General features: G+C 60.6%; 10 protein-coding genes. 5 read left to right on the top strand and 5 right to left on the bottom strand.

Going from position 1 to position 15,058, the window contains the following annotated elements; genetic code table 11:
• The first annotated feature begins 27 nt into the window (after window positions 1–27).
• Window positions 28–3,984, top strand: a complete 3,957-nt coding sequence (locus BLU24_RS25435) for a type III effector 1 (protein ID WP_157720873.1) — start codon at window positions 28–30, stop codon at window positions 3,982–3,984.
• A 64-nt stretch (window positions 3,985–4,048) separates the two neighbouring features.
• Here the strand turns inward: BLU24_RS25435 and accC are convergent, their stop codons facing one another.
• The 5 genes from accC to gcbA all read right to left on the bottom strand — a co-directional run bounded on the left by accC (window position 4,049) and on the right by gcbA (window position 10,293).
• On the bottom strand, window positions 4,049–5,404 hold the full coding sequence (gene accC / locus BLU24_RS25430; RefSeq protein WP_093105142.1) for an acetyl-CoA carboxylase biotin carboxylase subunit: 1,356 nt from the start codon (window positions 5,402–5,404) through the stop codon (window positions 4,049–4,051).
• Window positions 5,405–5,421: 17 nt separating this feature from the next.
• Window positions 5,422–5,880: an acetyl-CoA carboxylase biotin carboxyl carrier protein gene (gene accB / locus BLU24_RS25425; protein WP_093105137.1), complete on the bottom strand. Its 459-nt coding sequence runs from the start codon at window positions 5,878–5,880 to the stop codon at window positions 5,422–5,424.
• 48 nt (window positions 5,881–5,928) lie between these two features.
• Entirely contained in the window at window positions 5,929–6,381 is a 453-nt protein-coding gene (gene aroQ, locus BLU24_RS25420; protein WP_090281057.1) for a type II 3-dehydroquinate dehydratase, read from the bottom strand.
• Between the two features lie 243 nt (window positions 6,382–6,624).
• The gene (locus tag BLU24_RS28310) at window positions 6,625–7,668 is read right to left on the bottom strand and encodes a methyl-accepting chemotaxis protein (RefSeq protein ID WP_418951633.1); all 1,044 of its coding nucleotides are present in this window, start codon (window positions 7,666–7,668) and stop codon (window positions 6,625–6,627) included.
• 954 nt (window positions 7,669–8,622) lie between these two features.
• The gene (gene gcbA, locus BLU24_RS25410) at window positions 8,623–10,293 is read right to left on the bottom strand and encodes a diguanylate cyclase GcbA (RefSeq protein ID WP_093105129.1); all 1,671 of its coding nucleotides are present in this window, start codon (window positions 10,291–10,293) and stop codon (window positions 8,623–8,625) included.
• 384 nt (window positions 10,294–10,677) lie between these two features.
• Here gcbA and BLU24_RS25405 point away from each other — a divergent pair, with 384 nt between their 5' ends.
• From BLU24_RS25405 to speA, 4 genes are all read left to right on the top strand, one after another.
• Entirely contained in the window at window positions 10,678–11,745 is a 1,068-nt protein-coding gene (locus BLU24_RS25405; RefSeq protein WP_090281066.1) for a DUF2333 family protein, read from the top strand.
• Window positions 11,746–11,748: 3 nt separating this feature from the next.
• Entirely contained in the window at window positions 11,749–12,306 is a 558-nt protein-coding gene (locus BLU24_RS25400; RefSeq protein WP_093105126.1) for an NUDIX hydrolase, read from the top strand.
• A 186-nt stretch (window positions 12,307–12,492) separates the two neighbouring features.
• The gene (locus BLU24_RS25395; RefSeq protein ID WP_041068080.1) at window positions 12,493–12,864 is read left to right on the top strand and encodes a translation initiation factor Sui1; all 372 of its coding nucleotides are present in this window, start codon (window positions 12,493–12,495) and stop codon (window positions 12,862–12,864) included.
• Window positions 12,865–13,084: 220 nt separating this feature from the next.
• Window positions 13,085–14,998: an arginine decarboxylase gene (speA, locus tag BLU24_RS25390; protein ID WP_090281072.1), complete on the top strand. Its 1,914-nt coding sequence runs from the start codon at window positions 13,085–13,087 to the stop codon at window positions 14,996–14,998.
• Window positions 14,999–15,058 lie beyond the last annotated feature (60 nt).

The raw sequence follows: 15,058 nt of genomic DNA, 5'->3' as shown, positions 1-15,058 counted from the left end.
ATTTCTACGCAACGACGGGCCGGGAATATGGCGACTCAACAAGGGATTGTAGAAGAAACCGCAGCCACCGCTGCGTCTGCAGGGACGGTGCAGGAGGTTTTGCTGCGGATTACGCGTTGGCAGGTGTTGATCGACAAGCGCCTGAGCAGCCAGATGAGTTTGCTCGAGGCCATGGAAGATTTCGCATTGACCGAACTGCGCAGTCATTACTCTGACGGCAATATCGATCCGGGTTTTGTACAGGTCCTGCTTGATGCGATTGTGCAGAAAATGATCGATGGCAAGCCTCTTATGTACCTGGCGATCCGCGACGCTCCGTATCGCTGGCCGGGTGGTGCCGATCAGGGACTGCCTGCCAGCCATCGTGAAGGGGTCATTCAGACAGTGGATAGCGTTGCCGAGCATTTCCTTGTTCAGTACAAAAACTACCTGCAAGAGCATTGGCAAACCAAGGGGCAGGAGGCGGCGTTCGATCACCTCGTCGTGCGCAAGCTGCAGCGGTTTATCGACGATATCGACGCGTTGTTCAACGCAGACCGGCTCGCGAACCTGACGCTGGATCGATTGCGCAGGCAAATCGAAAAGATTGAGGACCGAAACGCTCGCCGGTATCGGTTGACCGCGCTGGCAACCGGTGCGGAAAAGAAAATTCTTCAAGCGCAGTCATACGCGAGTTTGCCGCACTGGCTGCGAGTCCTGAACGAACCGGACCGCGCCAGATTGCGCCAGTATCAGCAACAGACGTCACTGGCCCAGGCCGCGCTTGATGACCTGCTGGAAGGCTATGGATCGCTGCGCGCCTTCGCCCGTCAACAAGCAATCGATTACATTCTGCTCAAGCTCGACATCGAAGTAGAACCGGACCGCATCGAGGTGCGCTTGAAATGGCGCTCGGCGGTTGGCGAGCCGACGCAGAACCGCAGCCTGAGCGAATTGCTCGCGGCGGGGCCGATCGGTAAGGATTTCGCTGCGGTGCTGGACGTTACCAGTGGTCCCGCGCAACGTAATCAGCCTCTGACGCCGACATTGGTTGCCGACATGCTGGCAGAGCTGGACTGTCCGGCGGATTACCTGCAAGTTCTGGCCCGGCAGTACAAGCGCGAAGACGTGCAGCAAGCCTCGTTCGACTGGCTTGTCGCGCGGCTCAAACAAAGCGCGTTCGTTGCGCGTTGCGCTGGGCATTTGACCGTGGCCGACCATGACCGTCTCGGTCAGGCGTGGGCGACAGATGACACAGAAAAAACTCTGCGATTCGCTGCGCTGACGTTGCCCAACGGCATGCAGTGTGCTGACCTGCTGGTGTGTTATCGCCAGGAGACTGCGCAAAAGGTAGAGGATCTCTTGCTGTACGCGCCGAACAAGCCAGACGGCCAGGAGTGGGTGCGCTTGCGTTCGCTGGCGGCGTTGACCGGAGAAGTCTGGAGCTGGACGCAGAGCGAATCCGGGCGCGAATACCTGTTGCAGCAACTTTCGCCAACGGCACATCGCACGGCGCGCGATTACCTGTTAGCCGTGTCGGCGAGCCCGCCTCTCTGGGGAATGACCAGCGACATCCGTCGTGGCCCGACCTCGTTCGCCGAATGCATCAAGGCCGTGGTCGAAATGGGCCTGGCAAAAAACCTGCAGCGTGTCGAGGAAGACAACTCGCTGCGCTGGTACACAACGCTTGGTCTCGAGGCACGCCGGCGCATCAGTAGCCTGAATCAGGAGCTGGTAATGCATCAGCAGGCTTTCAATGAATTACTGGGCGGTTTCGAAGTTTTCGTCGACTTCGCCAGGCGCACGGTTGCCGCAGCGATTGCGCCGTATTTGCGCAGCAAGAATGTGCTTGAGCCGGTCGACCCAGCGACCGTGTTGATCGATTACAGCCCCGGCATTGCCGACCGCAGGAAGCAGCCGTCAGCCAGTCTGCTCGATCTGGCGATCTACGGCTACGATGACAACGCTGGCATCGAACATCCGAAAAGAGGTGTGCGCTCGTCAGTTGGTCAGGATTTGAGTCAGGTGCGCAGTGCCGATCTGGCGCGGTACATGCGTGGGGCCTGGCTGGGTGAACAGTACGCGAAAGAGATTCGTGGCCAATACCTGGACGCTCGCGATGAAGCCTACGAGTTGCGTCGGTTCGGCTACCGCAATGTGCTGTTGTCGAAAATGGATCGTGACCTGCGCATTGCCAGAAGTCAGGCGCGCTTGAGCGATGCGGTGTATTCGGCGCTGGTCCGTCAGGTCTCGCTGCTCAGCCAACCGTCAACGTCGGGAGCGCATGTGCCGGGTGCCGACATTGCTGCGAGCGACGGCGTGTTCAAGTTCACCGTGCGCCATAACGTCGTGCTGGGGGTATACGTTTTTATCTGTTGCCAGCCCGAACCGTCCCGGTGGCTATACACGCCGGATGCTCCCGACGGTCTGACGGTGCGCCCGTATCTGTCACTGGAGGGCGAGGTCGCCGGTACATTGCATGACTATCTGATGGCGCGCTGCCCCGTCGCTGCGCGCAATACCGTGTCACGCTCATTGCGCGCGATAGCGGCAAAGAAACAGCGCGTCGATACGCTGTACGAAGCGCAGCGAGTGATTGACGCGCGCAATGAGTTCAACGCTTACATCGAGCGCACGGTCACGGACGTGGAGGACATCACCACCAGCCGTGCGGAAATGATCGAAAGACAAGTGGTGAAGGGACTGATGTTCGGCGCGGCGCCGTTTTGTATGGTGTTTCCGCCGTTTGCCTTGCTGCTGGATGTTGTATTCATCGCGATCAGCGCCGGCCAGGCAGTCGCGGCACACCTGGAGGGCGATGTTGATGGCGCGCTCGGTCATTGGCTGGAAGCATCCTGGGGCGCGCTGTTTGCCATGGTGGGTGTCGGCAGCGCGGTCAAGTTGCTCGCCGGCACGGCCAGAAGCCTGAGACGCACGACGAGGCCGGTCTCATTGTTGGCCGAACGCCTTGAGACGCTGGCGCCGATTCGCAAGGAAACGCTGCCGGCGGTCCGGGAGGTGCGTTTTCGCGCCGGGCAGGCCGTTGGCAAGGCGCCCGAACAGTTGCAGCGGGTCACTGAAGAAACGGTGTTTTTCGGTACCTGGCGCAGTCCGCCAAGCGCCGGGCAGCCTCAACCAAGCTATTACATCCGCAATAAAGGCAAGTATTTCCAGGTCCGGGAAAATCCGCATTTCGGTGGGCTCAGCCTGATTGATGCCCGTCGCCCCGCGGCCATTTATCAGCGGCCCATACGTTTGACAGCCAGCGGTAAGTGGACCCATGACCGTGTCGGGCTGCGCGGCGGCAATGATCGGGTGCGCAATCTTGGCCATGTGAACAATCTTCGCAACGCGTTTCCCGGGCGTCTCGAGCCGGTGCTCAACCGGGGCGCAATGCAGGGTGAGGCTGTGGTCGCGAAGTTCGTTGCCGGGTCGAAGGACAATTATCTGTTTTCGCTGAACGCGCAGACCTGTGTCATCGCCTCGATGTACAACCCGCTGACGAAGGTTGGCGCGGTCGTCCATTTCGATCACAACATTCGCTCGCTGATCGAACGCACCGTTCGGGACGTGATGAAACGATTGGGAGGCTCGACCAAGGATGTTCGCGCTACGCTGGTCGGCGGCGACTGGTTGACTGGCACGGATATCGGCGGATCGGTCAGGCGCGTATTGCGCCAGCAAGGGCTGCGACCGACCTGGGATTACTGGTCCTATTCCTCTTGTCTTGGCAACAATTACGCCGTGTCGTTGAATCTGCACAACGGTGTATCGACCGTGTTCAAGACATCCGCCAGTCAGGTTGAGCGGTTGTATACGCCGGTTTTGCAGCGGGCGCGGTATGCCGACGATGCGGTTTCGACGCGCGCGACAAGCTTCATGCAGCGGGTGCGCAGCAGGCCGTTGTATCAGAACGCCTCGGGCGATGTAGTCGATCAGGCCGGCCGCCGGGCTACCGCTGCGATGATCGAGGAGCAGGCTTTCTCGACGGTGTTGATGAACTGATGTTTTTGTTGCGGGCATAAAAAAACCCGATCACAGGGATCGGGTTTTTCACGCCAATGCAGTCTTACGATTGCTTGGCCAGCTTGTGCTCAAGGTAGTGAATGTTCACACCGCCTTTGCAGAAGCCTTCGTCGCGGACCAGATCACGGTGCAGCGGGATGTTGGTCTTGATCCCGTCGACCACGATTTCGTCCAGGGCATTGCGCATGCGCGCCATGGCTTCTTCGCGGGTCGCGCCGTAAGTGATCAGCTTACCGATCAGCGAGTCGTAGTTCGGCGGAACGGCATAACCGCTGTACAGGTGCGAATCGACGCGTACGCCGTTGCCGCCCGGGGCGTGGAAATGCTTGACCGTACCCGGGCTCGGCATGAAGGTTTTCGGGTCTTCGGCGTTGATCCGGCACTCCAGCGAGTGACCGCGAATCACCACGTCATCCTGAGTGAACGACAGCTTGTTGCCAGCGGCGATGCTGAGCATCTCCTTGACGATGTCGAGACCGGTGACCATCTCCGAAACCGGGTGCTCCACCTGAACACGGGTGTTCATTTCGATGAAGTAGAAGCGACCGTTTTCGTAGAGGAACTCGAAAGTGCCGGCGCCGCGGTAACCGATGTCGATGCACGCCTTGACGCAACGAGCCAGGACTTCCTGACGCGCTTTCTCGTCGATGCCCGGTGCCGGCGCTTCTTCGAGGACCTTCTGGTGACGACGCTGCAGCGAGCAATCGCGGTCGCCCAAATGGATGGCGTGGCCCTGGCCGTCGGACAACACTTGCACTTCGACGTGGCGCGGGTTGGTGAGGAATTTTTCCAGATAGACCATCGGGTTGCCGAACGCCGCGCCTGCTTCGGTGCGGGTCAGTTTGGCGAAGGCGATCAGGTCTTCTTCCTTGTGCACCACACGCATGCCGCGACCACCACCGCCGCCAGCGGCCTTGATGATCACCGGGTAGCCGACTTCGCGACCGATGCGCAGTGCCGTTTCTTCGTCTTCCGGCAGTGGGCCGTCGGAACCTGGAACGGTAGGAACGCCTGCTTCGATCATTGCGTGCTTGGCCGAGACCTTGTCACCCATCAGGCGAATGGTTTCGGCTTTCGGGCCGATGAAGGCGAAGCCGGAGTTCTCGACCTGCTCGGCAAAATCGGCGTTTTCCGCGAGGAAACCGTAGCCTGGGTGGATGGCGGTAGCGCCAGTCACTTCAGCGGCGGCGATGATGGCCGGGATGTGCAGGTAAGACTGAGAGGCAGACGCCGGGCCGATGCAGACGGATTCGTCTGCCAGACCCAGGTGCATCAGCTCTTTGTCGGCCTTGGAGTAAACGGCGACGGTCTTGATGCCCATCTCTTTGCAGGCACGCAGAATCCGCAGGGCGATCTCACCGCGGTTCGCGATCAGAACTTTTTCCAACTTCGCAGTCATCAAAGGCTCTCCGCAGTTCAAACGATGGTGAACAGCGGTTGGTCGTACTCAACCGGCTGGCCGTCTTCGACGAGGATGGACTCGATCACACCGCTGGTTTCAGCTTCGATGTGGTTCATCATCTTCATGGCTTCGACGATGCACAGGGTGTCGCCTTTCTTCACGGTCTGGCCGACTTCAACGAAGGCTGGCGACGCTGGCGAAGATTTGCGATAGAACGTGCCGACCATCGGCGAACGGGCAACGGTGCCGTTCAGCGCCGGGGCAGCAGCGGCAACCGGGGCGGCAGCAGCGACTGGAGCGGCGGCAGGTGCAGCGGCCGGAGCCTGCATCGGGGCCGGCGCGTAGTATTGCTGAGCCGGGGTCTTGCTGTGACGGCTGATGCGTACGGACTCTTCGCCTTCCTTGATCTCGAGCTCGTCGATGCCGGACTCTTCCAGCAATTCGATCAGTTTCTTAACTTTACGGATATCCATGAATCATCAACTCCCAAGGGTCGGTCAGGGGCGTTTAACGCTTGTTGTTCAAGTCGTTGCCTGTGTTTCAAGCTGTTCTAGCGCGGCCTCCAGGGCCAGTCGGTAACCGCTGGCGCCAAGGCCGCAGATCACTCCCACCGCTACATCGGAGAAGTAGGAGTGATGGCGGAAAGGTTCGCGTTTGTGCACGTTGGACAAATGCACTTCGATGAATGGGATGCTCACTCCCAGCAGCGCGTCACGTAATGCGACACTTGTGTGCGTAAAAGCCGCCGGATTGATCAGAATGAAATCGACACCTTCGCCGCGGGCGGCGTGGATGCGCTCGATCAATTCGTACTCGGCGTTGCTTTGCAGATACAGCAGATGATGGCCGGCTTCTCGGGCGCGGCGCTCCAGATCCTGGTTGATCTGCGCCAGCGTCGTCGAACCGTAAGTGCCGGGTTCGCGGGTGCCGAGCAGGTTCAGATTGGGGCCGTGCAGCACCAGTAGGGTCGCCATCTGCGGAGTCCTTGTCATGAATGAGCAATCGTCAGAACCCGGCGACTATGCCGCAAAGCCTTTGTGACTGTCCAGTTCCATGCAATAGCCAGCACGATGGCCGATGTTTGCGCGAAGTATGTGACTAATGTGTCGAATCCGGTCATTCAGTGGCGGCTGGGCTGACGCCATCGCGAGCAGGCTCACTCCTACAGGGGGGACGCGATCCAATGTAGGAGTGAGCCTGCTCGCGATAGCGATTTGTCAGACGCGAAAGGCCTTAACGGCGGTATGCAGTTGCCCGCCCAATACCAGCAAGTTCTCGCCTTGTTCGCGACCACGACCGATGCGCAGCAGATTTTCCCCACCCAGCTGATGAATTCGCTCGCTGTGATCGCGGATTTCGCTGACTGCGCCGCTCTGCTGTGCGGTGACGTCGGCAATGCGAATCGCAGTGTCGGAAATGGTCTGGATTGCCCCGACAATCTTGTCCAGTGCACCGTCGGCCGCTTGCGCCTGATTGGCGGTGGCCTCGGCGTGTTCGACCTGGGCACGCATGCCTTCGACCGATTGCCGGGCGGCGGTTTGCAGGCCGGCAATCAGCGTCTGGATCTCTGCCGTGGCGCCAGCCGTGCGTTGCGCCAGCGAGCGTACTTCTTCGGCGACCACCGCGAAACCGCGACCCATTTCCCCGGCGCGCGCCGCTTCAATCGCCGCGTTCAGGGCGAGCAGGTTAGTCTGGTCGGCAATCGAGCGAATCACCGTCAGCACGCCGCCGATGGTGGCCGACTCTTCGGCCAGGTGCTCGATCATCTGCGCGTTGCCTTGCACTTCACCGACCAGCGCATGCAGCCCGGTGAGGCTCTGGCCGATCACCGTCTGACCATGCTCAACGGCAAGGCCCGCGTGGCGGCTGGCGTCCGCTGCCTGCTGCGCATCGCCGGCGACCTGTTGAATGGTCGCCTCCAGTTCGCCCAGCGAATCGCGGATCAATGCGGTGTCGCCAGCCTGATGCTCAGCGCCGCTGTGCAGGTCACTGCTCAGCTCGGCCAAGGTGCGGCTGCTGCCCGCCACTTGCTCGGCATTGCCGCGAATGGTCCCGACCAGATCCACCAGATACGCACGCAAGCGATTGAGCGAGGCTTCGATGTCATGCAGTTCGCGGTTGGTCTTGCCCAAGCGGATGTCACTGCTGAAATCGCCCTCGGCCCAGGTCGACAGCGCCGGGGCGAGATTGGTCAGGGTGCGCGCCAGGCGACGCTGCAAGGTGTCGATCAGCAGCGCGATCAGCAGAATCAGGCCGATCATCACGCCTTGCATCAAGCGAACTTCGCCCTGGATCTGCCCGTGCTGGGCGCGCACCGCCGGTTCCAGAGCCGCGATGGCTTGTTGCACCGCAGCGATTTTCTGATGGGTCGCGACACTCAAATCAGTGCGTTTCTGAATTTGCTCACGGGTGCGCTCAAGCTCCGCCGGATAACGACCGAGCAGGCTGTTGAGTTCCCGTTTGAGGCCGACACCAGCGTCTTCGGCGACGGTTTTTTCGCTGTTCTCGATGCCCATCATCGCGGCGAAGTCGTCGCTGCCGGAGGCGCTCTGGCTGACCACGCCGAGCAGGGACAGGGCGTCGATGGCTTGCGCCTGGGCGCGGATGTTGCTGACTTCGCGCTCGACATCCGCAGCCAGTTCGCTGCGTCCGCTGCTGACCAGTTTGTCGCGTGCCAGCGAGAGCTTGCCCAGATGCTGTGACGCCACCAGCAGCGGCGTCAGGTAGCTCGCGTTGCCGTTGGCGTACGTGCTCAGTTGTTCGAGGCTGGCGCTCAATTCGCGCTCGGCTTGTAGCAGCAAGGCCTGCGGATCACCGGCCAGTTTGCCGGCGGCGAGCAGGTCAGTCTTGCTGAACTCGGCCAGCCCGGACAGGCTCGGGCGCAGCGAATCGGCCAGCGTCGGTGGTAGATCAGCCAGTTGCGTTTGCAAGTCGTCGATGGCCTGGCTGGCGCTGCTCAACCGCAAGGCGTCGCCGCTGGCGAGGTAATCCTCGACGTTGCGTGCGACTTCGTTCTGAAATTGCTGGGACAGGCCCAGATATCGCTCCATCAGCAGATAGGGACGTTCGAGGGCTTTTTGCGACCACCACAGCGTGGCGCCGAGTGCCAGGCACACAGCGACCAGCAGCAGCGTATTGAGATTGGTGAGCAACTTCAGGCGCATGACGGCTACCAACGGCAGAAATGGTAAGCGCCTGAATTTATTGCGGTTCTGTTACAGGGTTATGACCGAATCAGTGGATTCCGATGAAAAAGTGGCACTTTGCTTTGAGTGTCGTGCGGTCTGCACCCGATTGCGTCCGGCACCCTTGGCACGGTACAGCGCTTCGTCGGCCTGACTGGCCATCATCAGGCTGTCGCAGTCGTCGTGCATTTCCACCACGCCGGCGCTGAAGGTGCACCACAAGTCCTGCGGCTGCGCCGGATAGTGAATTTCGGCGAAGCGCTGGCGGATCTCATCGAGCACATTGTGTGCGGCTTCGATGTCTGTGTCGGGCATGACGATGGCGAACTCTTCACCGCCGTAACGGCCAATGAAATCGGTCTTGCGCAGGCGCTGCTTGAGAAACAGCGCCAGGCTCTTGATCACCCTGTCGCCCATCGGGTGGCCGTGGCTGTCGTTGACCCGTTTGAAGTGGTCGATGTCGAGCATGGCAAAACTCAGCGGCTTGTTCTCGCGGCGGGCGCGGAACGAGCAGTCCTCAAGCAATTGCAGGATGTGCGTGTGGTTGTACAGGCCAGTCAGGCTGTCGCGCACCATCCGCGCTTTCAGATTGCGCGCGCGGGCAGCACGGTTGCGCACCGTCGTAATCAGGTGGCGTGGCTTGATCGGCTTGGTCAGGAAGTCATCGCCGCCTTCGCTCATGGCGTCGAGCTGCTTGTCCAGATCGTCCTCGGCCGACAGATAAATGATCGGCACACTGACATAGCGGTCGTTGTGACGGATCACCTTGGCCAGTTCGGTGCCGGTGCAGGCCGGCATGTACATGTCGAGGATGATCAGGTCGGGCTGGAAGTCCGCCAGTTCGGCCATCGCCTGGATCGGCTCGATCAAGGTGCGCGTGACGATCCCGGCGCTGTTGAGCAGGCGCTCGGTGTGCAAGGCCTGGGCGCGCGAGTCATCGATGATCAGTACTTTATAGGGTTCGTACTGCGCAACGCAGGTGAGCACTTCGATTTTTTCCAGCAGGCTCGACGCTTCGAGGGTGCCGGTGAGAAATTCCTGGCCGCCGGCGCGCACGGCGGCTAGGCGGGTCGGGGTGTCGGTTTCATGCAGGCTGAAAAACAGCAGCGGCAACGGCTCGTCGAGACCGACCTGGGCTTCAGCGGCAAGTTTCAGGCCGACGCCGGGCCCGCTGAAGTCCACGTCCATGACAATCGCCGCCGGCAGGCGCTCGACCATCGATGAGCGAAACGCCGAAACGCTGTCCAGCGCCTGCGCGCTCAAACCGAAAAACTCCAGTTGTTTGGCCAGCCGTTCAGCGCGGTCATAATCTTGCAGCAGCACATAGATCGGCTTGCGCAGCGGCGGCAGAAAGGTTTGCTCGAGCTGATCGCCATGCCGCAGGCCGGTGCGCGACAGGCGCTGCATCAACCGGTTGAGGTCGGTGATCAGCCCGCTGCTGAGGCGCCCGCGATTGGCGTCCACCGCTTCCAGCGACTGGCTGATATGCCGCGCCAGTTGCGTGTGCTCAGGCTGTTCGAAACGCTCGGCAAAACGCAGCAGGCGCAGGTTGGCCTCGCTCAGTTCGGCGAGGTCGACGGTTGACCATTCGCTGCGCTGCAGGCGCTGCCATATCTCGAGAATCTGACGCGCCTGATGAATTACCCGCTGGGCAAAGTGGTGCTTGAGACGCTCACGGCTGGGGTCTTCTGGCTCGGTCATATCCTGACTACTAGTTAGGCTGCATGCTGAGATCGACTGGTGGCTCTATGCTAGCACCTCTTTTCCCTTAGACGAGTGTCGTACGTCAATAATCTGATGTGCGACACCATTCAGTTTCTGACCGGTTGGTTTCGTGCCCGGCCTGCCGGGCGCATGCTGCGCCGTGTGCGGGCGTCGCCGATGTTGACCCAGAGCGCTTTCCAGCGGTGGTGCTCGCCTTGTGCGTCGTACAAGTGTGAGCTATGACTCAGGGATTCCCCTAGGGCAAGCGTCACTCGCCCGCATCATTTGCGGCTTATCGCAACCGGCCAGTGCTAGGCCTTGGCACGTTGTTGTATGGTTGTGGTCGAACCGTTGAACTCAAGTGATTGAAAGGATATCGCCATGCTGGACTGGAAAAACCGCGCGGGCAGCGCGCCTGAACGTGCCGCCGAGCCCAAGTCGGCCACCCGCAGCTACGTGAGCGGGCTGTTGTTCAGCCGCGCGCTGGCCACACTGGTCGGCCTTTATCTGCTGGTGACCATTGGACTTGGCTGGTACTGGAGCCAGGAGCCGGCGCTGTTTCCGGTGGCGCAAAATGCCCAGGTCGCGGCCGAGAAAGAAGGCAAGCAAATGGTCGTCGGCTACACCACGGTCGAAACCCTGAAGACCGTCGCCGGCACCTTGCTCGACAAGCCGGGCGGCTACATTTCCAACGACCGTTTCCCGCCGGGCCTGTGGATGGACAATACGCCGAGCTGGGAATACGGCGTTCTGGTGCAGGTGCGTGACCTGACCCGTGCCCTGCGCAAGGATTTTGCCCGTTCGCAATCGCAGTCGGCCGAAGACGCCGATCTGGCCAAGGCCGAACCGCGTTTCAACTTCGACAATAAAAGCTGGGTGCTGCCGTCCAGCGAGTCGGAATATCAGGAAGGCATCAATTCCCTGAGCCGCTACCAGTCGCGCCTGTCCGATCCGAACCAGAAAAACGCATTGTTCTACGCGCGCGCCGACAACCTCAATAACTGGCTGGGCGATGTCGGCACCCGTCTCGGGTCGCTGTCGCAACGGCTGTCGGCCAGCGTCGGTCGGGTCAAACTCAATACCGCGCTGAAAACCGAAGTACCCGCGGTTGGCGAAGTACCGCAGGTCGACGAGGAGGTCGTCGAGACACCGTGGATGCAGATCGACAACGTGTTCTACGAAGCACGCGGTCAGGCCTGGGCGCTGTCGCACCTGCTGCGCGCGATCGAAGTCGATTTTGCCGATGTGCTGGCGAAGAAGAACGCGACGGTCAGCGTGCGTCAGATCATTCGCGAGCTGGAAGCCTCGCAGGAACCGGTATGGAGTCCTATGATTCTCAATGGCAGCGGCTTCGGAGTACTGGCCAACCACTCGCTGGTGATGGCCAACTATATTTCCCGGGCCAACGCTGCGGTGATCGATTTGCGTCAACTGCTCAATCAGGGCTGATCAATGAGCCACAACGCCAGGGAGGCAGCCCATCGCGCCGCTTCCGATGCTGAACGGATCGCCTGGGTCGACGAGCACGACAACCTGCTCGGCGCCCTGGTGCGCTCCGATTTGCGCGAGCGCGGGCTGATTGGCCGTGGCACCTACATCATGCTGTTCAATTCCGCCGGTGAGCTGTGCGTGCACCGGCGCACGTTGAGCAAGGCGATCTATCCCGGATATTGGGACGTCGCCGCGGGCGGCATGGTCCAGGCGGATGAAAGCTATGCCGAGTCGGCGGCTCGCGAGCTGGAGGAGGAGCTGGGCGTCAGCGGCGTCGAGCTCACCGCCCACGATCATTTCTACTTCGAAGACACCGGCAACCGTCTCTGGTGTTCGGCGTTTTCCGCTGTCTGGGACGGTCCGCTGAAACTGCAGCCGGAAGAAGTCCTTGAAGCGCGCTTCATTCCCGTCGATCAGGTCATGCAGGAAATCTTGCACAAGCCTTATTGCCCGGACTCTTTGGCCGCTTTGCAGCGCTATCTCAAGGCGCAGCAAAGCAACGTCGCAAAGAACACATGAATTGGCGCCGATTGGCACTTAGCAATCGCGATTTTTGCCGTTACACTGCGCGACCTTTTCAAGCTGCGCCGAGTCGTTTTCATAAACATTCGTTGCAGTAGCGCTGCCCCTGCCTGAGTGGGGCTTCGCGGTCGCGGACCTTGCCCAGGGTCGCGATCAGTCTTTGTCCTCCCGAGAGGATTGCCGGTGGCCAAAAAAGCCGCATCCTTCGCCGCCCTGGGCGGCCTGGTATTTTCTACCGACGCAGGTCGTCACTGTCCGGAATGCAGCAAACCGGTGGACGCCTGTATCTGCAAACAAACCGTGATCCCGGCCGGTGACGGCATTGCCCGCGTGCGTCGCGAAAGCAAGGGCCGTGGCGGCAAGACGGTGACCACCATCACCGGCGTGCCGTTGGCCGAAGACGCCCTCAAAGAGTTGGCGACGACGTTGAAAAAACGTTGCGGCACCGGCGGGGCGCTGAAGGACGGCGTCATCGAAATCCAGGGTGATCATGTCGAGCTACTCCTGGCTGAGCTGATCAAGCACGGTTTCAAGGCGAAGAAGTCCGGCGGCTAGCAGCCTCTGTGAAACCCTCCGGCGGCTTGATCCGGTTCTGCAGCGTTGCAGATCCGGCATCGTCGCCATGGTTTTCACAGAGCCTGTTCATGACCGGTTTCTAAACTCCACGCAGTCAGTGCGGTCTACCGCCGCACTGACGAACCGTCATTTTCATTCTTTAGACTGCGCCGGCCTGAACGACAGGCGACGCACTCTGACTTCTTTATAGGGGACTTCGATGTCCGTACGACGCACACGTAAAGACGATGGCAGCCAATGGACAGTTGCGGACAGCCGCAGCGTTTACGGGATTCGCCATTGGGGGGCCGGGTATTTCGCGATCAATGAAGCCGGTCGCGTCGAAGTACGTCCGAACGGTCCAAGCAGCTCGCCCATCGACCTGTTCGAGCAAGTCGACCAACTGCGCAAGAGCGGTTTGTCCTTGCCGTTGCTGGTACGTTTCCCCGACATCCTGCAAGACCGTGTCCGTCAGTTGACCGGCGCTTTCGATTCGAACATCGAACGCCTGGAATACCAGAGCAAATACACCGCGCTTTACCCGATCAAGGTCAACCAGCAAGAAGCGGTGATCGAGAACATCATCGCCACCCAGAATGTCTCCATCGGTCTGGAAGCCGGCTCCAAGCCTGAGCTGCTGGCGGTGCTGGCGCTGGCGCCGAAGGGCGGCACCATCGTCTGCAACGGTTACAAGGACCGTGAGTTCATCCGCCTCGCGCTGATGGGCCAGAAACTCGGCCACAACGTATTCATCGTCATCGAGAAAGAATCCGAAGTCGGCCTGGTGATCGAAGAAGCCGCCTCGCTCAAGGTCAAGCCACAGGTTGGCTTGCGCGTGCGTCTGTCTTCGCTGGCCTCCTCGAAGTGGGCGGACACCGGTGGCGAAAAATCCAAGTTCGGTCTGTCCGCGGCGCAACTGCTGTCGGTGGTCGAGCGTTTCCGCGCCGCCGGGCTGGATCAGGGCATTCGCCTGCTGCACTTCCACATGGGCTCGCAGATCGCCAACCTGGCCGACTACCAGCACGGCTTCAAGGAAGCGATCCGTTATTACGGCGAGTTGCGCAACCTCGGTCTGCCGGTCGATCACATCGACGTCGGCGGTGGCCTGGGTGTCGATTACGACGGTACCCACTCGCGTAACGCCAGTTCGATCAACTACGACATGGACGATTACGCCGGTGTCGTGGTCGGCATGCTCAAGGAGTTCTGCGATGCACAGAGCCTGCCGCATCCACACATCTTCTCCGAAAGCGGCCGATCGCTGACTGCTCACCACGCCATGCTGGTGGTGCAGGTAACCGACGTCGAGAAGCACAACGACGAAATCCCGCTGATCGAGAACAAGGAAAGCCTGCCGGAAACCGTGCAGTGGCTCGTTGACCTGCTCGGCCCGACCGACATCGAAATGGTCACCGAAACCTACTGGCGCGCCACTCACTACATGAGCGACGTTGCCGCGCAGTACGCCGACGGCAAGCTGACCCTGGCGGAAAAAGCCCTGGCCGAGCAGTGCTACTTCGCCGTGTGCCGGCGCCTGCACAACTCGCTTAAAGCGCGTCAGCGTTCGCACCGTCAGGTGCTCGACGAGCTCAACGACAAACTGGCCGACAAGTACATCTGCAACTTCTCGGTGTTCCAGAGCCTGCCCGACACCTGGGCGATCGATCAGGTGCTGCCGATCATCCCGCTGCACCGTCTCGACGAGGAGCCGCTGCGCCGCGCGGTGCTGCAGGACCTGACCTGTGACTCCGACGGCAAGATCAACCAGTACGTCGATGAGCAGAGCATCGAAACCAGTCTGCCGGTGCACGCCTTGAATGAAGGCGAAGATTACCTGCTGGGCGTGTTCCTGGTCGGCGCCTATCAGGAAATTCTCGGCGACATGCACAACCTGTTCGGCGACACCGATTCGGTGAACATCTACCAGAACGCCGATGGCAGCGTGTACCACGCCGGCATCGAGACCCACGACACTATCGAAGACATGCTGCGTTACGTGCACTTGTCGCCGGAAGAGCTGATGACGCATTACCGCGACAAGTGCGCCAGTGCACGCATCAGCGCCAGCGAGCGCACGCAATTTCTCGATGCCTTGCGTCTGGGCCTGACCCGCTCCTCCTACCTGTCTTCCTGAGGCCAGGTGGCGATCTCGCCGGGTTGTCTGAAACTTTCCCGCAAGCTGCGGAAAATTCGG

The sequence above is a fragment of the Pseudomonas sp. Z003-0.4C(8344-21) genome, from assembly GCF_900104975.1.
GTDB lineage: Bacteria > Pseudomonadota > Gammaproteobacteria > Pseudomonadales > Pseudomonadaceae > Aquipseudomonas > Aquipseudomonas granadensis.
Note: the sequence above shows the minus strand (reverse complement) of the source record. Positions and strands in the feature narration are given on the sequence as shown.

Coding starts and splice junctions, on each gene's coding strand:
- BLU24_RS25435 (WP_157720873.1), top strand. CDS start 28: ATGGCGACTCAACAAGGGATTGTAGAAGAAACCGCAGCCACCGCTGCG.
- accC (WP_093105142.1), bottom strand. CDS start 5,404: ATGACTGCGAAGTTGGAAAAAGTTCTGATCGCGAACCGCGGTGAGATC.
- accB (WP_093105137.1), bottom strand. CDS start 5,880: ATGGATATCCGTAAAGTTAAGAAACTGATCGAATTGCTGGAAGAGTCC.
- aroQ (WP_090281057.1), bottom strand. CDS start 6,381: ATGGCGACCCTACTGGTGCTGCACGGCCCCAATCTGAACCTGCTCGGC.
- BLU24_RS28310 (WP_418951633.1), bottom strand. CDS start 7,668: ATGATCGGCCTGATTCTGCTGATCGCGCTGCTGATCGACACCTTGCAG.
- gcbA (WP_093105129.1), bottom strand. CDS start 10,293: ATGACCGAGCCAGAAGACCCCAGCCGTGAGCGTCTCAAGCACCACTTT.
- BLU24_RS25405 (WP_090281066.1), top strand. CDS start 10,678: ATGCTGGACTGGAAAAACCGCGCGGGCAGCGCGCCTGAACGTGCCGCC.
- BLU24_RS25400 (WP_093105126.1), top strand. CDS start 11,749: ATGAGCCACAACGCCAGGGAGGCAGCCCATCGCGCCGCTTCCGATGCT.
- speA (WP_090281072.1), top strand. CDS start 13,085: ATGTCCGTACGACGCACACGTAAAGACGATGGCAGCCAATGGACAGTT.